The sequence below is a fragment of the Sphingobium sp. LB126 genome (genome assembly GCF_002795205.1).
Taxonomy (GTDB): Bacteria; Pseudomonadota; Alphaproteobacteria; order Sphingomonadales; family Sphingomonadaceae; genus Sphingobium; species Sphingobium chungbukense.
The window spans coordinates 2,539,802-2,559,565 of sequence record NZ_NETV01000001.1 but is presented as its reverse complement, the minus strand read 5'-3'; the positions used below and the strand labels follow the sequence as shown (position 1 = coordinate 2,559,565).

15 protein-coding genes are annotated in these 19,764 nt (G+C 63.5%); 5 read left to right on the top strand and 10 right to left on the bottom strand.

What is annotated here, in order from left to right:
• Window positions 1-2: 2 nt before the first annotated feature.
• Window positions 3-182: a hypothetical protein gene (locus CAF53_RS12495; RefSeq protein WP_046763398.1), complete on the bottom strand. Its 180-nt coding sequence runs from the start codon at window positions 180-182 to the stop codon at window positions 3-5.
• 236 nt (window positions 183-418) lie between these two features.
• Here CAF53_RS12495 and CAF53_RS12490 point away from each other — a divergent pair, with 236 nt between their 5' ends.
• Window positions 419-1,378 carry a crotonase/enoyl-CoA hydratase family protein gene (locus tag CAF53_RS12490; RefSeq protein ID WP_100238227.1) on the top strand — a complete coding sequence of 320 codons (960 nt, stop codon included), beginning with the start codon at window positions 419-421 and terminating at the stop codon, window positions 1,376-1,378.
• A 2-nt stretch (window positions 1,379-1,380) separates the two neighbouring features.
• Here CAF53_RS12490 and CAF53_RS12485 read toward each other — a convergent pair whose 3' ends face one another.
• Window positions 1,381-3,288 carry an EAL domain-containing protein gene (locus CAF53_RS12485; RefSeq protein WP_242443435.1) on the bottom strand — a complete coding sequence of 636 codons (1,908 nt, stop codon included), beginning with the start codon at window positions 3,286-3,288 and terminating at the stop codon, window positions 1,381-1,383.
• 244 nt (window positions 3,289-3,532) lie between these two features.
• Between CAF53_RS12485 and CAF53_RS12480 the strand changes: the two genes are divergently transcribed.
• Window positions 3,533-4,213: a GNAT family N-acetyltransferase gene (locus CAF53_RS12480; protein ID WP_100238226.1), complete on the top strand. Its 681-nt coding sequence runs from the start codon at window positions 3,533-3,535 to the stop codon at window positions 4,211-4,213.
• 33 nt (window positions 4,214-4,246) lie between these two features.
• Here the strand turns inward: CAF53_RS12480 and CAF53_RS12475 are convergent, their stop codons facing one another.
• The 3 genes from CAF53_RS12475 to groES all read right to left on the bottom strand — a co-directional run bounded on the left by CAF53_RS12475 (window position 4,247) and on the right by groES (window position 7,184).
• A complete protein-coding gene (locus CAF53_RS12475; protein WP_100238225.1) occupies window positions 4,247-4,858 on the bottom strand; it encodes a hypothetical protein in 612 nt (203 codons plus the stop codon).
• A 289-nt stretch (window positions 4,859-5,147) separates the two neighbouring features.
• Window positions 5,148-6,794 (bottom strand): chaperonin GroEL, encoded by a 1,647-nt coding sequence (gene groL, locus CAF53_RS12470; protein ID WP_100238224.1) that lies wholly within the window; start codon window positions 6,792-6,794, stop codon window positions 5,148-5,150.
• Window positions 6,795-6,896: 102 nt separating this feature from the next.
• Window positions 6,897-7,184, bottom strand: a complete 288-nt coding sequence (groES, locus tag CAF53_RS12465; protein WP_025549259.1) for a co-chaperone GroES — start codon at window positions 7,182-7,184, stop codon at window positions 6,897-6,899.
• A 475-nt stretch (window positions 7,185-7,659) separates the two neighbouring features.
• Here groES and CAF53_RS12460 point away from each other — a divergent pair, with 475 nt between their 5' ends.
• The 3 genes from CAF53_RS12460 (at window position 7,660) to yghU (ending at window position 12,852) form a co-directional block, all read left to right on the top strand.
• Window positions 7,660-10,665: a TonB-dependent receptor gene (locus CAF53_RS12460; protein ID WP_046763403.1), complete on the top strand. Its 3,006-nt coding sequence runs from the start codon at window positions 7,660-7,662 to the stop codon at window positions 10,663-10,665.
• Window positions 10,666-10,835: 170 nt separating this feature from the next.
• The gene (locus CAF53_RS12455) at window positions 10,836-11,915 is read left to right on the top strand and encodes an IS630 family transposase (protein ID WP_100238674.1); all 1,080 of its coding nucleotides are present in this window, start codon (window positions 10,836-10,838) and stop codon (window positions 11,913-11,915) included.
• 64 nt (window positions 11,916-11,979) lie between these two features.
• Window positions 11,980-12,852 (top strand): glutathione-dependent disulfide-bond oxidoreductase, encoded by an 873-nt coding sequence (gene yghU, locus CAF53_RS12450; protein ID WP_046763404.1) that lies wholly within the window; start codon window positions 11,980-11,982, stop codon window positions 12,850-12,852.
• Between the two features lie 23 nt (window positions 12,853-12,875).
• Here the strand turns inward: yghU and ligA are convergent, their stop codons facing one another.
• From ligA to CAF53_RS12430, 5 genes are all read right to left on the bottom strand, one after another.
• Complete coding sequence (ligA, locus tag CAF53_RS12445) at window positions 12,876-15,011, bottom strand: NAD-dependent DNA ligase LigA (RefSeq protein WP_100238223.1); 2,136 nt, start codon at window positions 15,009-15,011, stop codon at window positions 12,876-12,878.
• A 148-nt stretch (window positions 15,012-15,159) separates the two neighbouring features.
• Window positions 15,160-15,831 (bottom strand): ferredoxin, encoded by a 672-nt coding sequence (locus tag CAF53_RS27080; RefSeq protein ID WP_197707321.1) that lies wholly within the window; start codon window positions 15,829-15,831, stop codon window positions 15,160-15,162.
• 173 nt (window positions 15,832-16,004) lie between these two features.
• Entirely contained in the window at window positions 16,005-17,669 is a 1,665-nt protein-coding gene (gene recN, locus CAF53_RS12440; RefSeq protein ID WP_100238796.1) for a DNA repair protein RecN, read from the bottom strand.
• Between the two features lie 135 nt (window positions 17,670-17,804).
• Window positions 17,805-18,590, bottom strand: coding sequence for an outer membrane protein assembly factor BamD (locus CAF53_RS12435; RefSeq protein ID WP_046763671.1), 786 nt, complete (start codon window positions 18,588-18,590; stop codon window positions 17,805-17,807).
• A 58-nt stretch (window positions 18,591-18,648) separates the two neighbouring features.
• Window positions 18,649-19,662, bottom strand: coding sequence for a histidine kinase dimerization/phosphoacceptor domain -containing protein (locus CAF53_RS12430; protein ID WP_046763407.1), 1,014 nt, complete (start codon window positions 19,660-19,662; stop codon window positions 18,649-18,651).
• Window positions 19,663-19,764: the final 102 nt, after the last annotated feature.

The window sequence follows — 19,764 nt, the reverse complement described above, 5'->3', positions numbered from 1 at the left end:
CCTCAACCGTCCTTGCGCAACCCGTCAAATGCGACGATCGCATCGATGTCGAACCCCTCCACCCGGCGGTAATTACCTATGAAGCAAAGGCAATCGGCCGACAGGCTCAGCCGCCAGGACTCACCCTGCATATCGTGCAGCAGCAGGGTCACAACCTGCATGTCGTTTCGGGGCGTTTTCATGCCCCATTTCCTAATTAATAAAGGTTAACAAAGGCCTGTCGCTGATCCTCGCCCGATTTCTTAACCCCGAAATGTTGCATTAATGCAACGTTAACTATGACATATAGGGTTTTTCAGCGGCTTATGGGCAACAGTGCGTAATAAAAATGGTTAATGCCCGCCAACACCCTATGGGATGGTTGCGCAGAGGATGTAAGATTGTCCACCTCAATCCCAAGAAAAGGTTGGGGGCGCAGATGATTGATTCCGGACGATTTAATTCGAGGCACGAGCCTATGGACGATCTGTCCTCGACACCTCTGTCGGCGGGCGAGCATGAAGCGCTCGTTACCGCTACGGAAAGCTTCACTTCCACGCCCCATACCGGCCAGTCGACGATGTTCGATCTGGGCCAGATCGATGTGAGCTGGAATGCGGACGAGCAATCGCTGTGGGCGTTCATGACTCCCGCGAATCGTCCCAACTTCAGCATGCAGATGCTGCGCGACGTTCGGACCTGGTATTCGGAAACCAAAAGGCTGTTCGATGCCGGATTGCTGCCTGTCAAATATATGATCGCCGGATCGCGCTTTCCGGGCGTTTTCAATCTTGGCGGCGATTTGGAGCTGTTCGCGGCCTGCATCGAACAGCGCGATCTGCCCAGCCTGATCAAATATGGTCATGCCTGCATCGACGTCGTGCATCGGACGTGGCGCAACGGCGACCTGCCGGTCGTGTCCGTCGCGCTGGCGCAGGGCGACGCATTGGGTGGCGGCTTCGAAGCCCTGCTCTGCTTCGACGTCGTGATCGCGGAACGCAGCGCGCGTTTCGGGTTGCCGGAAATGCTGTTCGGCTTGTTTCCCGGCATGGGCGCCTATTCGATCCTGGCGCGCAAGCTGGGCCGGCTGATGGCCGAGCGCATGATTCTTTCCGGTAAGGTCTATACCGCCGAAGCGATGTACGACATGGGCATCGTCCACATGTTGGTGGAGGATGGCGAAGGCGAACAGGCCGTACATGATTATATCGCCGCGAACAGGGCCCATCATGCCGGCCATGTCGGCGTGTTCGAGGCCGGACGGCGGGTCGATCCGCTCGATTATGCGGAACTCAAGGACATTGTTGAAAACTGGGCCGAATGCGCGCTCCAGATCGATCTCAAGGATCTGCGGATGATGCGGCGCCTCGCTTCCGCGCAGACCCGGCTGACCAAATAGGATCAGGCTCGCCGGCGACCTTCCAGCGTCGGGACTTCATTGACCGTCGTGCCCCGCATCCGTTGCAGCAGCTGATCGGCGGGTATCGGCTTGCACAGGACGAAACCCTGGACATTGGTGAAGCCCGTTTCGCGGGCATAGCGTAGCTGTTCTTCGGTCTCGATCCCCTCCGCCACGGTTTCGACGTCCAGTTGCCGGGCCAGATAGGCCACCGACTGGGCGATGGCCCGGTCGCGGGAATTTTCGCCGACGCCGCGCATGAAGCTCTGGTCGACCTTGATCGTGTCGAAGATATTGTGTCGCAGATAGCCCAGCGACGAATAGCCCGTGCCGAAATCGTCCAGTGCCAGCCGCAGGCCGGTCCTGCGCAATTCGTTGAGGATCATGTGGGTCCGACCGTCATCCTCCAGGAAGATCGATTCCGTCACCTCCAGTTCCAGGCGGCGCGGCTTCAACCCGGATTGCAGGAGCGCGGCCATGACGCCGCGCGGTAGATTGTCGCCCCGGATCAGGGCGGGCGAGATGTTGACGGCCACGCGGATATGTTCGTCCCAGGTCATGGCGTCGCGGCAGGCCTGTTCCAGCGCCCATAGCGTCATCGGCTCGATCAGCGAGCAGCTTTCCGCGATCGGGATGAATTCGGCCGGCGAAATCCGGCCGAGCACCGGATGTTCCCAGCGCATCAGGGCTTCGCAAATGGCGATGCGGTCCGTGGCGGCATCGAATATCGGCTGGTAATGCAGCATCAGCTCGCCATTGGCGATGGCGGTGCGCAGGCCCATTTCCAGTTCGTAGGTGCGGTTCTGCCGTTCCTTCATCTTCCAGTTGAAATGGGCATGGCGATTGCGCCCTTCATGCTTGGCGCGATACAGCGCCATGTCGGCATGTTGCAGCAATTCGTCGCTGTCGCGGCCATCCTCCGGCGCGATGGAGATGCCCATCGATGCCGTGATGTTCAGATGGTAATTTTCGACTTCGAAGTCGGACACGAATTCGGCCAGCAGGTCGGACGCTATCTCCTCCGCCATTGCACGATCCGCGCCCGGGCAGATGAGGATGAATTCGTCACCGCCGAAACGCGCGACATGGCCGCGCCGGTTCAACGCATGCGAAAGCCGCTCGGCCACCAGGCGGAGCAGCTGGTCGCCGATGATATGACCCAGCGAATCGTTGACTTCCTTGAAGCGGTCCAGGTCCATCCACATGACCGCCATCAAATCGTCTTCGGATTGCCGGGAATCGAACCAGTCGCGCAGCCGCATGTGCATCGCCATGCGGTTTTCCACGCCGGTCAGGCTGTCGAACCGCGCCAGCCGTTCGAATTTCACCGCCAGTTGCGATTTTTCATATTTTCCCTGAAAGGCGTCGAGAACGATATGATGGGTGGTGCGGGTGATGTCCGCCATGGCGAAGATCATGAGGAAGCACATGATCCCGAGGGTCGTATAGGGCAGCCCGCCGACCAGCAGCAGCCCGAAGGAGGTCGGCAACATCGAGAAGCAGGTCTGGCCCACGGCAACATGGATTCGCCCCGCATTGCGGCCCGAAATACCGCCGGCATAAGCGGCAACGATGCCCACGCTCAAAACATGCAGGGTCAACATGTTGGTCAGCGTCAGGGTGACGAAGGCCAGGACCCCCAGCAGCGCCGCATAGCCCCAGGCGCCCAGTTCATAGGCGAAACCCCAGATCGGCTTGGCCGGCCGGTCCTGGTGCGCCAGTTCGCGATGGAAATAGAGCGAAGCGATCGAACGGCTGATCCCGACCATGCAGATCAGGACTGAAACCACTGTGATTTGAGCCAGTTGGGCCTTATAGGCGACGACCAGACTGGCGCCGCCGCCGGCCAGCGCGCCGCTCATCAGCGATGCCGGGGACGCATAGAGGGCTTTGACAAGATTCGCCTGCACTTCAGCGCTGTGCTGAGTGTCTTGCGCAAAGCGCGCTCGCATGGCGGCGATCAGGTTTCGAACAAGGCGTGACACGTCATCAGCACCATTGGCGAAACATGATTTCCATTTGGTAAATTCGCGCTTCGCAAAGCGCTCCATAATGACGCATCTGTTACGAATTTGGTCAAATTGTCCGCCTCTCTTCGCCATGACGGACAGGAAATCTTGCTTTCCCGGCCCAACGGCGGAAAATGCGGTCGTCATGACGCTTCATCCGCTCCATCGCCCGGTCTGGAACGCCCTCAACAGCGGCTGGTCAACGCTGGCCCAGGGGGATGCGCGCGCCCTGCGGACCGATCCGCGCTACGCCCCCTTCGCAGCGGCTGCCGATGACAGGGCCGAGGCGCAGACAGCGCTCGCCGCATTAATAACGGGGAATGACGAAGCCTGGATCGTCGAGCCGGACCCGATCGTTGCGCCGCCCGGCACGCGGATTGTGCGCGAAGCCATGCTGGTGCAGATGGTGGCGGAAGCGATGGTGGGACGCACGCCTACCATCGATAGCGTGCTGCTGGGAGAGGAAGATGCGGCCGAGATGCGCGACCTGGCGCTGATGACCAAACCCGGACCGTTCCTGCCCCTCACCCATCGGCTGGGCCGTTTCATCGGCATCAGGGAGCAGGGCAAGCTGGTCGCCATGGCAGGAGAGCGGATGCGCATCCCCGGCTTTGCCGAAATCAGCGGCGTGTGCACCCATCCGGAACATCGTGGACGGGGCTATGCCAAGGGTCTGATGCAATTGGTCGGCCGCGCCATGCTGGAGCGGGGCGAGACGCCCTTCCTCCACGCCTATGCCGCGCATGAAGCGACGGTGGCGCTGTACCGCACGCTGGGCTTCGAGGTGCGGGCGCAGATGCACATGATGGTGATCGCGGCCCGATAGGCGGCTTCAGCCTGGCCTCATTGCGTCAGGGCCTCATTGCGTCAGGGCCTCATTGGGATCGACGGAGCGGATCGGGCTGGCCGGGCTTTGCGCCGGCGGCGCGGCTTCGGGCATGATCGCAGGCGTCGTCGTGGGGATATGAACCTCCTGATCGACATAGACGTCGAAAACCGTTCCGGCGGGCAACTTCACATCCTTGCCCCGCACCAATATGGCAAGCGGCAGAAAGACGATCCCCGCCCCCACCGATCCCAATGTGCCTGATTTGCCCTTGGCATTGCGCTGGCCGCGCACGGGAATGTCGAGCTGCCCGACCTTCAGCCGGTCGACCCGGATGTCGAGCTTGCCGGAACGGCCGAGCAGGCCGTTATCCCTCGCTCGCGTGACTTCCCCCACCGCAGATGTTCCGGCGGGCAGGACGACGACCCCGCCGATCGTCACCGGCTTGGCTACCGCCAGTTCCACCTCATCCCCGGTCCGGGCCGATTTGGAGGAGATGTCCTCGCGCGTCTGGAGCGGGATCGCCATGCCCTCGGGAAGGATGGCATATTGGGCGAATGCGGGAAATGCACTGCCCAGGGAAAGCGCCATGGCGATCAGGGCCAATCGCCGTGCCCGGAATCTCGGCAATGCAATGCGAGTCATAGGGACATCCTTTCCGCCAGCGGCCGAAGCGGAGCCATGCTCGCAATCTACGCTTCGCGGGGGGAGCGTCAACGAACGGGGCGATCGAAACCGGGTCACGAACTGGATGGGACAGGGCCGACAAAAAGCGCCATGTCCTGCGCTTTGCCGATTGCGGTCGAGGAATCCACGAGCCTGTTCCGCTTAGCCCAGCCGCGGCGCTGTAGGACAGGGAAATCGAGGGCGCGAAAAAGGCCGGCGGATCGCTCCACCGGCCTTCTCGGTTCGCTTGCAGGCGACGGAGGTGGACTTAGAAGTCCATGCCGCCCATGCCGCCCATGCCGCCGCCGGGCATGCCCATCGGCGCCTTGTCGTCGGCGGGCAGTTCGGCGATGGTGGCTTCGGTGGTGATCAGCAGGCCGGCGACCGAAGCCGCGTCCTGCAGAGCAGCGCGCACGACCTTGGTCGGGTCGATCACGCCGGCCGAAACCAGGTTCTCATAGGTGTCGGTCGCGGCGTTGAAGCCCTTGGTCTCGTCATTTTCGCGCAGCAGGTTGCCGGCGACGACGGCGCCGTCGACGCCCGCATTCTGGGCGATCTGGCGCAGCGGCGCTTCGATGGCCTTGCGGATGATGTCGATGCCGCGGGTCTGGTCGTCGTTCGCGCCCTTCAGGCCATCCAGAGCCTTGGTCGCGTACAGCAGGGCCGTGCCGCCACCGGGGACGATGCCTTCTTCAACGGCTGCGCGGGTCGCGTGCAGCGCGTCGTCGACGCGGTCCTTGCGCTCCTTGACTTCGACTTCGGTCGCACCGCCGACCTTGATGACGGCCACGCCGCCAGCCAGCTTCGCCAGACGCTCCTGGAGCTTTTCGCGGTCATAGTCGGACGTGGTGGTCTCGATCTGAGCGCGGATCTGCTCGGTGCGGCCCTTGATCGCTTCGCCATCACCGGCGCCATCGACGATGGTGGTGTTGTCCTTGTCGATGGTGACGCGCTTGGCGGTGCCGAGCATGCCGAGCGTGACGTTCTCAAGCTTGATGCCGAGGTCTTCGGAGATCACTTCGCCCTTGGTCAGAACGGCGATGTCTTCCAGCATGGCCTTGCGGCGGTCGCCGAAGCCCGGAGCCTTGACCGCAGCGACCTTCAGCCCGCCGCGCAGCTTGTTGACGACCAGGGTCGCCAGCGCTTCGCCTTCAATGTCTTCCGCGATGATGAGCAGCGGACGGCCCGACTGAACCACGGCTTCGAGGATCGGCAGGATCGACTGAAGGTTCGAGAGCTTCTTCTCGTGGATCAGGATGTACGGATCAGCCAGCTCGACAGCCATCTTTTCCGGGTTGGTGATGAAGTAGGGCGACAGGTAGCCGCGGTCGAACTGCATGCCTTCCACGACGTCCAGTTCGAAGTCGAGACCCTTGGCCTCTTCCACGGTGATGACGCCTTCCTTGCCGACCTTCTCCATCGCTTCCGCGATCTTCTGGCCGACTTCGACGTCACCGTTGGCGGAGATGATGCCGACCTGGGCGACTTCCTGCGAACCGGAAACCGGCTTCGAGCGCGCCTTGACGTCTTCGACGACCTTGGCGACGGCAAGGTCGATGCCGCGCTTCAGATCCATCGGGTTCATGCCGGCGGCGACCGACTTCATGCCTTCGCGCACGATCGCCTGGGCCAGGACGGTGGCGGTGGTGGTGCCGTCACCGGCGATGTCGTTGGTCTTCGAAGCAACTTCGCGGACCATCTGCGCGCCCATATTCTCGAACTTGTCCTTCAGTTCGATTTCCTTGGCGACGCTGACGCCGTCCTTGGTGATGCGGGGGGCGCCGAAGCTCTTGTCGATGACGACGTTGCGGCCCTTGGGGCCCAGGGTCACCTTGACCGCGTCGGCCAGGATGTCGACGCCGCGCAGGATGCGCTCACGAGCGTCACGCGAAAACTTTACGTCCTTCGCTGCCATGATCTTCTACCTCTCTTTGAGAATTGCAAATCTTGCGAAGTTCACACCGTTGCTGGTGTCGGAAAATCGCGGAAAACAGGAATGACCTTCGGGTTCGCCGCTTTACGCGACGACGCCCAGAATGTCCGATTCCTTCATGATCAGCAGGTCTTCACCGTCGACCTTGACCTCGGTGCCCGACCACTTGCCGAACAGGATGCGGTCGCCGGCCTTGACGTCCAGCGGGGTGACCTTGCCGTCTTCCGACTTGGAGCCGGTGCCGACGGCGACGATCTCGCCTTCCTGCGGCTTTTCCTTGGCGGTGTCGGGGATGATGATGCCGCCGGCAGTCTTCTCTTCCGCTTCCACGCGGCGGACGAGAACGCGGTCATGCAACGGACGAAATGCCATGTTGTGTGCCTTTCCCTCTTTACGACGTTTGAATGGGATGAGGTGGAACCGCCATGGACGGCGACTCCGCAATCCTTCTCCCTATGAACCCGTGCCTGTTAGCACTCCTTATCAGGGAGTGCCAGCGCCGTTTCATATGGATCGGCCGGACCGAGGGTCAAGGGGACCATGGAATTTTTATGCCGAAATTTTCCCCAGCCCGGTCTGGCCCCCGGTCGCGATCTCGTCAGATCAAGAGTTGGAGACGGCGCCCTTGGCCCGGAACCGTCCCGCCAAACGCCGGAAACTGTTGCAGATATACTTCAACGTGCGGAAAATGCGACAAGCGGCTCAAAGCAGACCGAGGATATTGCTTTACGAGCATAAAACAGAAAGGCACCCTTCCCCCAGCCATATCCTATATGGCCTATCGCAGGGGTCGCGCGATGACCGACACGAAGACCGGCACGCGCGCAACAGGGGAACATATAAGTCTATGAAGAAGAGATTCGCCGGGCTGCGCCACGGGGCCGCCATGTCTGCCTTCGCCATTGCCGCTACCGGGATAGCGCCCGCTTTGGCCCAGTCGTCACCACAGACCGCGACCGCACCCGACGAGGGCGCAACCATCGTCGTCACAGGGTCGCTGCTGAGCCGTGCGAATGCGGAAACGCCGTCACCCGTCAGCGTGATCACCTCCGAAACGCTTACGCGCGCGGGCGTCACCAACATGGCCGACGCGATCCGTCAGGCGTCGGCCGATGGCGCGGGCTCGATCGGCATCGGCTTCACCAGCGGCTTTTCGGCCGGCGGCTCCGCCGTTTCGCTGCGCAATCTGGGCGTCTCCTCGACGCTCGTGCTGGTCGACGGCCTGCGGTCCGCGAACTTCCCGCTCAGCGACGACGGCCACAATAGCTATGTCGATCTCGCCAGCATCCCGCAGGTCAATGTCGAGCGGGTCGAAGTGCTGAAGGACGGCGCATCGTCGACCTACGGCGCCGACGCGATCGGCGGCGTGGTGAACATCATCACCCGCAAGCAGTTCACGGGACTTGAAGGCGGCGCCGAGTCCGGCATCTCGCAAGAGGGCGACGGCCAGAAATACCGCCTGCGCCTGCTGGCCGGCTATGGCGACTATGACAGCCAGGGCTGGAACGTCTATATCGGCGGCGAATATGAGAAGGGCGGCAAGGTCACGGCCAATTCGCGCGGCTTCCCGTTCAACACGCTGGACCTGCGTGCCATAGGAGGTGTCGACAACAACCGCGCCGACGACACGCTGGGCACCGCGACAACCAATGCGGTCGTCACGCGCGTGACCCAGACCGACCTCAACAACCCGCTGGCGGGCAGTGTGGCGAACGCCACGACGCCAGCGCTCTTCACCTCGCTGACACCGCTCGGGAACTGCCCATTCGGCACATATTCCGAAAATACGGGGACGCGCGTCGGCACGGCCTGCGCGCATGACCTGACCCGCGAATATATCCAGATCCTGCCCAAGCAGGAACGCTATGCCGGCGTTGCCCGCTTCAGCTTCCGGCTGAGCGACGATATCGAGGGCTATGTCGCGGGCAGCTATTCGCACAACAAGGTCGACATCACCTTGATTCCCCGTGCCATCCGGCAGAATCAGGCATTCGGCGGCTCGCCGTCGACCTCGACGCAGAATCCCGGCATCGTGCTGCCCGTGTGGATCTGTCCGTCGGGCGTCAACTGCGCCGATCCGGCGACGCCCGGTCGCACGCTGAACCCGAACAACCCCTATGCAGCCGCCTTCGCCAACAACCCCGCAGCCGGCGCGGCGCGCATCTATTATCTGTTCGGCGACGTGAAGGCGGGTTCGGTCCGCACCAACGAACTGTATCGCATCACCAGCGGCCTCAACGGCACATTCGGCGACAGCTGGAAGTGGAATCTGGAGGCGGGCTATTCGCGCGACGACCTGAAGCTGATCCAGCAGGGCTGGGCCAATGTTGCGGGCCTCACACAGGCGATCAACACCGGATCGTACAACTTTGTCAATCCGAGCCTGAATTCGCAGGCCGTCCGCGATTCCGTGCTGCCGCCGATCACCTCGCTCTCCAACTCGAGCGAATTCACGGTCGATGCCTCGCTCAGCCGCAAGCTGTTCACCCTGCCGGGCGGCGACCTCCAGATCGCCGTGGGCGGTCAGTATCGCAAGGAGAAGCTGACCAACCGGAGCGCCAACCCGAACCTCGACGTGCCGGGCCTTTCGACGGCGCAGGCCTATGGCAACCGTGATGTCTGGGCCGGCTATTTCGAAATCGACGCCCCGATCCTGGATTCGCTCGAAGTCAACGCGTCGGGCCGTTACGATCACTATTCGGAAGGCTTCAGCCACTTCTCGCCCAAGTTCGGCGCCAAGTTCACCCCGATCAAGCAGATCTCGTTCCGTGGCACCTATTCGAAAGGCTTCCGCGCCCCGACCTTTGCCGAGATCGATCCGCGCAGCTCCTACTCGGGCTTCGTCGGTTTCAACCCGAGCACTTCGCCCGACGCCGTCGCGTTCCGCCAGGCCCATGCTGCCAACGCCGCGTACATCGCCAATTACTCGCTTGGCCGAGGCTATGTCGGCAATCCCGACATCAAGCCGGAGAAGTCGCGCAGCTTTACGCTGGGCGTGGTCTTCGAGCCGACCCGGAACATCAGCTTCACCGCCGACTATTTCAACGTCAAGAAGACGGATCTGATCGTGACGGGGCCGCTTACGGGCAATGCAATCAGAGCCTACTACTCGGTCGCGGGCCAGACCTTCGCCTCGGCGGATGCGGCCTCGGCCGCCGGGTGCGCCGCGGTGGCGGCGGTCGCCGCCGGTTATTCGTGCAACGTCATCGACGGCGCCGATCCGTTCGCGCTCAACGCGCTGCCGCGTCTGCTGGTGGTCAATGCGCCTTATGTGAATGCGAACTTCGATGTCACGACGGGCTTGCAGTTCGGGGCCAATGCCCAGTTCGATATCAGCGACAACGTGCAGTTCCAGAGCCGTCTGGACCTGCAGGCCACGCTGAAGTTCAATCGCCACCTCGACGACGGTAAGGTGCAGCGCTTCGTCGGCACGGTCGGCCCGGCGGATCTCTCGTCAGGCGGCGGCACGCCGAAGTGGCGCGGCAACTGGCAGAACACGCTGACCGTCGGCAAGGTCTCGCTGACCGCGACGACCTATTATGTGGGCAGCATGAAGGGCGTTGCGACGGACCAGGGCAATCTGGACACCTCGTGCGCGGCGACGATCTACAAGGATGGCTCTGGCGGCAACTCGTTCTGCAAGATCAAGACCTTCGTCTATGCCGATCTGAACGCGACGGTGGAGGTGAACGAGAATTTCAGCTTCTTCGGCTTCATCGGCAACTTCACCAATGCCGGGGCACCGCTCTATGCGAACACGCTCTATACGTCGCAGCCCAACTATCTGGCCTCCTGGCACTTGCCGGGTCTGATCGGCCGGACGTACCGCGTCGGGGCGAACTTCAAGTTCTGATCCTCGACCAGGGGAAAGGAAGGAAAAAGGGCGGCCTCCCTTGGGCCGCCCTTTTTTTTGATCGGGCGGGTTTGTGCCGGGCGGACGCAATCCCTACCTAGTGGATTGATCGGAACGAATGAGTCCGTTTGAGGGATTCCCATGCCATCGTCGTCGTGCGACGATGGGGCATGCGAACGGGTATCGCGATAGAGGTCACCGCACCGGACACGAAGCGGCTTGAGGCGATCGTCGCGGCGCGCGGCTCGGCGCAGAAGCATGTCTGGCGGGCGCGCATCATTCTCTTGACGGCGCAGGGCTTGGGAACCCAGGCGATCATGGCGGCGACGGGAAAATCGAAGACATGCGTTTGGCGCTGGCAGGAACGGTACATGGCCGAAGGGGTGGATGGGCTGCTGCGCGATAAGACCCGGCCTCCGGGGATCGCTCCTCTCGATGCGGCTTTGGTCGACAAGGTCGTCGCGCTGACGCTGGAACCGCCCAGCCATGAGGCCACGCATTGGACGGTGCGTGCGATGGCCAAAGCCATTGGTATCGCGGCATCGTCGGTTGTGAAGATCTGGCACGACCACGGTCTGGCGCCCCATCGGTGGCGCAGCTTCAAGCTGTCCAACGACAAGGCGTTCGCCGAGAAGTTGCACGATGTCGTCGGGCTCTATGTCTCGCCGCCTGCCCACGCCATTGTGTTGTCAGTCGACGAAAAGAGCCAGATCCAGGCGCTCGACCGCACCCAACCGGGCTTGCCGCTGAAGCGGGGGCGCGGGGCAACCATGACGCACGACTACAAGCGTAACGGGACCACAACCTTGTTTGCCGCGCTCAATGTCCTGGATGGCTCCGTGATCGGCCGCAATATGCAGCGGCACCGGCATCAGGAGTTCATCCGTTTCCTGAACGCCATCGAAGCCGAGATGCCCGCGGACAAGGCCATCCACGTCATTCTCGACAATTACGCGACCCACAAGCAGCCCAAGGTCCGTGCCTGGTTGGCCAGACATCCGCGCTGGACCTTTCACTTTGTTCCGACGTCCTGCTCGTGGCTCAATGCCGTCGAGGGCTTCTTCGCCAAGCTCACGAGACGCCGCCTGAAGAACGGCGTCTTTCATTCCGTCGTCGATCTACAGGCTGCCATCAATCGCTTCATCAAGGAACATAACCAGGACCCGCGCCCCTTCGTCTGGAAGGCCGATCCAAACGAAATTATCGCCTCTGTGAGGCGCGGGCACCAAGTGTTGGAATCAATCCACTAGCGCTGGCCGATGGGCGCCCCCGCCACCCGTCGCCTCGTTCGCAGCCTATCAAGGGATCGCCCGAATGACTGATAACAACAGCTATACCCCGCCCCGCGTCTGGACCTGGGACAAGGAAAATGGCGGTGCGTTCGCCAATATCAACCGGCCTATCGCCGGTCCCACCCATGACAAGGACCTGCCGGTCGGCAAGCACCCCCTGCAACTCTATTCGCTCGCCACCCCCAATGGGCAGAAGGTGACGATCCTGCTGGAGGAGTTGCTGGCGGCGGGGAAGGACGCGGAATATGATGCCTGGCTGATCCGCATCGGCGATGGCGACCAGTTCGGCAGCGGCTTCGTTTCCGTCAATCCCAACAGCAAGATTCCCGCGCTGATGGACCATGGCGTCTCGCCGCCGCGCCGGGTGTTCGAATCCGGTTCCATCCTGGTTTATCTGGCCGAGAAATTCGGCGCCTTCCTGCCGACCGACGCGGCCAAGCGGACGGAAACGCTCAACTGGCTGTTCTGGCAAATGGGTTCGGCGCCGCTGCTGGGTGGCGGCTTCGGTCATTTCTTCGCCTATGCGCCGGAGAAGTGGGAATATCCGATCAACCGCTATGCCATGGAGGTGAAGCGGCAGCTCGACGTGCTGGACCGGCAACTGGCCGAGCACGAATATATCGCGGGCGACGAATATACGATCGCGGACATGGCGATCTGGCCCTGGTATGGCGGCGTGGCGTTGGGTCGCGCCTATGACGCCGCGGAATTCCTCGATGCCCGGAGCTACAGGAATGTGGTGCGCTGGGCCGAGCAGATCGATGCGCGGCCGGCGGTGAAGCGCGGGCGGATGGTCAACAAGGCCAACGGGCCGCTGGAAGAGCAGCTGCACGAGCGCCATGACGCCAGCGATTTCGAAACGCAGACCCAGGACAAGCTGGAAGGGACGGCCTAAAAGTCTTGGTCGGCGGGGTGCCCCTACCCCGCCGCCTTGACGATCTCGGCCCAGGCGGCCTCGTCTATGACATCGATGCCGAGCGCGGCCGCCTGTTTCAGTTTCGAACCGGCGCCGGGGCCGGCCACCACCAGGTCGGTCTTGGCGCTGACCGATCCGGCGGCCTTGGCACCCAGGCGTTCGGCCTGGGCCTTCGCCTCGTCGCGGCTCATCGTTTCCAGCTTGCCGGTGAACACGACGGTCTTGCCGGTGACGGCGCTGGCGGTGGTTTCGACCACATAGTCCGGCGGCGAGACTTCGCTTAGAAGGTCGTTCCAGACTTCGACATTATGCGGTTCGTGGAAGAAGTCCGCCAGCGCATGGCCGACCGCCGAGCCGACATTCTCCACGCCGATATGTTCGGCAATCGCCTTGTCGAGCCGGTTGCGGAAGCGGCTTTCCTCCTCCCCTTCGGCCGGGACCGTGGCTTCGCGCAGGGCGATGACCTGCTGGGCCAGCGCATGGATGCCCGGCAGCGTCGTGTAGCGCTTGAGCAGGTCGCGGGCGGTCACGGCGCCGATGTGGCGGATACCCAGGCCGAAGAGCAGGCGCGCGGCATCGGGCCGGCGCTTGGCCTCGATCGCGGCGAGGAGGTTGTCGACCGATTTCTCCTTCCAGCCCTCCCGGCCCAGCAGGTCGGTGCGATGGGACCGCAGGCGGAAGATGTCGGCGGGTTCGGTGATCCAGCCGAGATCGAGGAATTCCTCGATGCTCTTTTCGCCCAGCCCCTCTATGTCGAGCGCGGCGCGGCCGACGAAATGGCGCAGCCGTTCGAAGCGTTGCGCGGCACAGATGAGGCCGCCGGTGCATCTGATGTCGACCTCGCCCTCTTCGCGCACCGCCTCCGAATGGCAGACGGGGCAATGGTCGGGGAAAGCGAAGGGGGCGCGCGGCTCATCACGGGTGAGGTTGTCGACCACCTGCGGGATGACGTCGCCCGCGCGCTGCACGACGATGCGGTCGCCAGGGCGGACGCCGAGGCGGGCGATCTCGTCGGCATTGTGGAGCGTGACGTTGGAGACGACGACGCCGCCCACAGTGACGGGCGTGAGGCGGCCGACCGGGGTCAGCTTGCCGGTGCGGCCGACCTGGATGTCGATGGCTTCCAATGTCGTCTGGGCACGCTCGGCGGGGAATTTATGGGCGATCGCCCAGCGCGGCGCCTTGGCGACGAAGCCGAGGCGCTGCTGCCAGTCGAGCCGGTCGACCTTGTACACCACCCCGTCAATGTCGAAGGGCAGGTCGGCGCGGGCGGCTTCGATGGCGCGGTAGTGGGCGATCAGCGATTCCAGCGTGTCGACGCAGGTGAGGCGGTCGGAGACGGGCAGGCCCCAGCTTGCGATCGCCTGCATGACGCCGAGCTGGGTTTGCGCGGGGACGGCACTGACTTCGCCCCAGCCATGGGCGAGGAAGCGCAAGGGGCGGCTGGCGGTGACGGCGGCGTCCTTCTGGCGCAGCGAACCGGCGGCGGCGTTGCGGGGGTTGGCGAACTGGCGCGCCTTCTCCGGATCGTCGGCTTCGGCCAGCAGCCGTTCGTTGAGGGCGACGAAATCGGCCTTGGCCATATAGACTTCGCCCCGGACCTCGAACAGGTCGGGGATGGCGTCGCCGGTCAGGCGTTGCGGGATGTCGGGGATGGTGCGGACATTGGCGGTGACGTCCTCTCCCGTCGTGCCATCGCCGCGTGTGGCGGCGAGGACCAGTTCACCCTTCTCATAGCGGAGCGAGCAGGACAGGCCGTCGATCTTCGGCTCGGCGGTGAGGGCGACAGGCGCGTCTTCGGGGAGCGCGAGGAAGCGGCGGACGCGGGCGACGAATTCGGCAATGTCCTCATCCGCAAAACCGTTGTCGAGGCTCATCATGCGGACGGCGTGCTGGACCTTCCTGAGCGCGGAGGTGGGCGCGACGCCGACCTGGGCGTTGGGGGAGTCGCTGCGGATGAGGTGCGGGAAGGCGGCTTCCAGCGCGTTATTCTCGCGGACCAGCGCGTCATAGTCCGCGTCCGCGATCTCCGGCTCGTCCTGGTCGTGGTAGAGGCGGTTGTGGCGCGCAATCTCGCGCGCCAGCCGCATCAGGCGGTTGGCGGCTTCGGCTTCGGTCATGGACTTGGGGTCGGTCATGCGGCTGTCTTTAGCGCGGGGCCTTGGCGGCGGGTAGCGGATATTCGGGGAGGTTGTGGGAGGCGGAGCGTTGGGGTAGGCATGGGTGGGTTCGAGACGGTCGGGTTTCGGAGCAGGCGCACCGAAAAGCGGTCATGCTGTAATTTAGCTAGATCGGGGTCGAGCGGTTTTCGTCGTTCGAGGCGCTACCGTCTGTGCGCCACTCGATCATTGTGGCACCAATAGATCGAAGCCAGGCGTCAACGAGCCATGCGAGGCCAACCAACGCATTCTTCGACTTGAGGGTTGCGATCATAGCCCGTTCCCTTTGAGCGTATTCAAATCTGACCGAATGAAATTGGCGCCCATACCAAGACAATCGAACAGTTTTGCGGCCTAAGAAGGCGGGCAGAACAATGTTTCCTTCTTCCCTCAGATGGCGGCGGAACGGCTCCGCAATCGTAGCGGCTACGGTTGTTTCGACAAGGGAGGCTGGTGGAATGAATGTAACGCGATCCCGTTTCAGGGGTACGGCTTCGGCTGCTCTCAGATCATCAGCATATCCCGACATCCCTGCTTTACCCAACCTCTTGAGGATCAGTTCATCTGTCCCGGAGTATCGGATGCAACCCACTTCACTAGACCACATAGCACGCACCATTTTATCAATCTCGGCGGCATTCGCGGGCTGGCGCTTCACGGTACAATATTGTTCTCCCGTCTCGAAGAGTTCGGGTGCGATCGACTCTGGAACGCCGCACAGCAGGCAGCAATCCGGTTCGACGTAAAACGATTTTCCTGCACTGCCAGGTATCATTGAGCACCGCGTTTCAGTATCCATGACGAGACGATAACGGCGATTGCAAACGGCAGCTATCGGGAATGCTGGAAGCTCGCCAGTTTGGCCGTCATTGGTCGCTTGCAGTCGTAGATGAAAGAAGAAAAGCGGAACCCCCGGATCAAGTCCGGGGTGACGGGGGGGGCGCAAATATCCGGCTTTGGCTGGTGGCCGATTTATAGCTTTTCCAGCAGGCGTTCGGCCTGGGCGCGGGCCTCCGCCGTGATCTCCGCGCCGGAGAGCATGCGGGCGATTTCCTCGCGGCGTTCGCCGTCGCTGAGCGCGTGGACGCCAGTGCGGGTGACGGTGCCGTCGCTAGATTTGGCGATCAGCATGTGGCCTGCGCCTCTTGCGGCCACTTGCGGGCTGTGCGTGACGACGAGGATCTGGTTGGTTTGCGACAGGCGGGACAGGCGCTCCCCGATGGCGGACGCGACGGCGCCCCCTACCCCCCGGTCGATCTCGTCGAAGATCAGCGTGTCCGCGCCGCCCCGTTCCGCCAGCGCGACCTTGAGCGCGAGGATGAAGCGGGACAGTTCGCCGCCGCTGGCGATCTTGACCAGCGGGGCGAAGGGCGCGCCGGGGTTGGTGGAGATTTCGAATTCCACCCGGTCCATGCCGTGGGCGCCCCATTGCCCCTCCTCCTGCGGCGCGACCACGGTGCGGAAGCGGGCGGCGTCCAGCTTCAGCGGGGCGAGTTCGGCGGCGACGGCGGCGTCGAGCTTTCCGGCCGCCATTTGGCGTTCGGCGGAGAGGGCCTGGGCGGCGGTGCGATAGGCGGCGGCCCTGCCCTTCACCTCGGTTTCGAGGGCGGCGAGATGTTCCTCTCCACCTTCGATGGCGGCCAGTTTCGCGGCCATCTCGTCGCGCAGGGCGGCGAGGTCGTCGGGTTGGACCTGATGTTTGCGGGCGAGGCCGCGCAGGTCGAACAGGCGAGTCTCTATGGCGTCGAGCCGGGCGGGATCGAAGCTGAGCGCCTCGGCGGCTTCGTTGAGGCGGTCCTCGGCTTCGCTCGCCTCGATGACGGCGCGGTCGAGGGCGGCGAGGACTTCGGCCAGCGGTTCATATTCGCTGACGATGCGGTCGAGGCGGCGGGCGGCCTGGCGCAATTGGGCGAGCCCGCCGTCGGAGCCGGTGAAGCATTCGGTGACGGCGGACAGGTCGTCGGAGAGGCGCGCGCCCTTCTGCATGGTGGCGCGTTCTTCGGCCAGCGTCGCTTCCTCGCCCGGTTCGGGGCCGAAGCGGGTGAGTTCTTCCACCGCATGGGTCAGGTAATCGCGGTCGCGGGCGGCGCTTTCGACGGCGGCGCGGCTTTCCGCGAGACGGTCGGCGGCCGCGCGCCAGGCGTGATAGGCATGGGCGACCGCGCCCGTGTCGCAGCGGCCATAGGCATCCAGCAGGGCGCGATGGCCGCGCGGGTTGAGCAGGCCGCGATCGTCATGCTGGCCGTGGATTTCGACCAGGGCGCTGCCAAGATCGCGCAGCAAGGCCGCCGAGCAGGCCTGGTCGTTGACGAAGGCGCGGCTGCCGCCATCGGCCTTGACCGTGCGGCGGATGATGAGCGGTTCGCCCGGTTCCAGGTCGATGCCGTTGTCGGCCAGCAGGTCGGTTGCGCGGTGATCGGTGCGGGGTGCCTCGAACGTGGCGGTGACGCTGGCCTGCGCCTCTCCGGTACGGACAAGCCCGCTGTCGGCGCGGGCGCCCAGCGCGAGGCCGAGCGAATCGAGCAGGATCGACTTGCCCGCCCCCGTCTCGCCGGTCAGCACGCCGAGGCCGGACCCGAAATCCAGGTCCAGCGCCTCGATCAGCACGACGTTGCGGATGGAGAGATTGGTCAGCAAGGCGCGCGACTTCCTTTGCCCTTCCAGGGTGGATGCGCCGCGCCAGCGGCGCATTTCAACGCAAGGGCGGAACGCTCGCTTCGCTCGCGACCCACCCCTAGCCCCTCCCGCTTGCGGGAGGGGAATAAGGTCGGGTTACGCCTTGTTGGGATGTTCACGCATGAGCTTGTGGCTGCGCTCATACCATTTCGAACCCGGATAGTTGCGGCCCAGCACGGCGGCGGCCTTCTGCGCTTCGGCGGGGATGCCCAGGGAGAGATAGGATTCCACCAGACGTTCCAGCGCTTCGGGCGTATGCGTGGTCGTCTGATATTTGTCGATCACGGTGCGGAAGCGCAGCGTGGCGGCGAGCCACTGGCCGCGCCGCTGGTAGAAACGGCCGATCTCCATCTCCTTGCCGGCAAGGTGATCGTTGACGAGGTCGAGCTTCAGCCGGGCATCGGCGGCATAGCGCGTGTCGGGATAGCGGCGGATCAGCTCGCCCAGCGAGTCCAGCGCCTGGCTCGTGATCTTCTGGTCGCGGGTGACGTCGGCGATCTGCTCATAATAGCAGAGCGCGATCAGATAATAGGCGTAGGGCGCGTCCTTGTTGCCGGTGTGGATCGACAGGAAGCGCTGCGCCGCGCTGATCGATTCCGGATAATCCTTGTTCATATAATAGCTGAACGCGGACATGAGCTGCGCCCGGCGCGCCCAGGGCGAATAGGGATGCTGGCGCTCCACCTCGTCGAACAGGGCGGCGGCGAGCTTGTACTGGCCGCGATCCAGCCGGTATTTGCCCGCATTGTAGAGCGTGGACACGTCGCGGGCGACATATTGGGTGTCGGCCTTGTTCTTCGACGTGGCGCATCCGGCAAGAAGAGCGGCAAGCAGAAGCGGTGCAGTGGCCGCGCCGATGCGCGTCATGTTTTTCGTCAGCATGGCCGGGTCATAGCCGAGCGAATGCGCCTCGCCAAGCGGCAGATGCGCATGTCGTTCACTATAGGCGGGCCGGCAGGTCCAGCCGCGCAATCGCGCCGCCCTGGGCCGAGGGCTTCAGCGAGAAGCGGCCGTTCAACTGGCCGGCCAGAGCGTTGGAAATGCGCAGGCCGAGGTTGGTGGCGCCGTTATGGTCGAAATCGGACGATATGCCGTTGCCGTCATCCGTGATGTGGAGCGCGATCCCCTCCTCCGATGCATCCAGGCCGACATGGATGCTGCCGCCCCGGTGCGGCAGGCCATGTTCTATCGCATTGCTCACCGCCTCCGTCACGATCAGCGCCAGCGGCACGGCGACATCGGGTTGGAGAATCAGGTCCTCGGGCGCCTCCACCGCCATGCTGATGTCACCCCGGCCGCTTGCCTCCACCACATCGGCAGTCAGCGTGGTCAGGAAAGCGCGGATATTCTGCCCCTCCCCCGACGGATTGTAGAGCGCACGGCTGATGCGGCCCACCAGCGCCAGCCGGGCCGAAGCGTCGTCCAGCGCGCGGCGGGCCAGGTCATGATCGACATGGCGCCGCTGGAGCGAGAGCATGGCGGCCACGACCTGGAGATTGTTGGACACGCGATGCTGCAATTCGTGGAACAGCAATTCGCGATTTTCCGCGAGCACGCGGCTGCGTTCGCGTTCCACCGCCAGGTTGAAATTGGCCTTTTGCAGGAAATGGATGAGGGCGACGTCGATGGCCACCACGGCGCCGTAGAAGGCCAGCGCCAGGATGACGCTGGGTTGGAAGGAGAAGCCCATGCGCGGCGGGATGAAGAAGTACCAGGACAGCAGACCGCATAGCAGGCCCGCATAAATGCCCGGCCGCACGCCGAACAGGAAGGAGGAAAGGATGACCGCGGGGAAGAAGGAAACGAAGGGATAGCCCATGGGCATGGCGATTTCGGCGGCGCTGCGGATGGCGAGCGCCGTCAGGCACAGGCAGGTCGTCAGGAAATAGGCTTGCCAGGGGCGGCGCAGGACGAGCGGCAGGCGCTCCACGAATCTTTCGTTTCTGCGCTGCATATGTCCCCCCGAACCCTTCTTGTTACAGTATCATAACTTCTCCGGCTGCCAATTGATGGAGATCAGAAAAATCCCAACTCATCGAAAAAGGGCGCCCGGAAA

Excerpts from the sequence above, each read along its gene's own strand:
- yghU (WP_046763404.1), top strand. The coding sequence starts at position 11,980 with ATGACTGATAACAACAGCTATACCCCGCCCCGCGTCTGGACCTGGGAC.
- ligA (WP_100238223.1), bottom strand. The coding sequence starts at position 15,011 with ATGACCGACCCCAAGTCCATGACCGAAGCCGAAGCCGCCAACCGCCTG.
- CAF53_RS12475 (WP_100238225.1), bottom strand. The coding sequence starts at position 4,858 with ATGACTCGCATTGCATTGCCGAGATTCCGGGCACGGCGATTGGCCCTG.
- groES (WP_025549259.1), bottom strand. The coding sequence starts at position 7,184 with ATGGCATTTCGTCCGTTGCATGACCGCGTTCTCGTCCGCCGCGTGGAA.
- CAF53_RS12480 (WP_100238226.1), top strand. The coding sequence starts at position 3,533 with ATGACGCTTCATCCGCTCCATCGCCCGGTCTGGAACGCCCTCAACAGC.
- CAF53_RS12460 (WP_046763403.1), top strand. The coding sequence starts at position 7,660 with ATGAAGAAGAGATTCGCCGGGCTGCGCCACGGGGCCGCCATGTCTGCC.
- CAF53_RS12430 (WP_046763407.1), bottom strand. The coding sequence starts at position 19,662 with ATGCAGCGCAGAAACGAAAGATTCGTGGAGCGCCTGCCGCTCGTCCTG.
- CAF53_RS12490 (WP_100238227.1), top strand. The coding sequence starts at position 419 with ATGATTGATTCCGGACGATTTAATTCGAGGCACGAGCCTATGGACGAT.
- CAF53_RS12435 (WP_046763671.1), bottom strand. The coding sequence starts at position 18,590 with ATGCTGACGAAAAACATGACGCGCATCGGCGCGGCCACTGCACCGCTT.
- CAF53_RS12455 (WP_100238674.1), top strand. The coding sequence starts at position 10,836 with ATGCGAACGGGTATCGCGATAGAGGTCACCGCACCGGACACGAAGCGG.
- CAF53_RS12495 (WP_046763398.1), bottom strand. The coding sequence starts at position 182 with ATGAAAACGCCCCGAAACGACATGCAGGTTGTGACCCTGCTGCTGCAC.
- groL (WP_100238224.1), bottom strand. The coding sequence starts at position 6,794 with ATGGCAGCGAAGGACGTAAAGTTTTCGCGTGACGCTCGTGAGCGCATC.
- CAF53_RS27080 (WP_197707321.1), bottom strand. The coding sequence starts at position 15,831 with ATGGATACTGAAACGCGGTGCTCAATGATACCTGGCAGTGCAGGAAAA.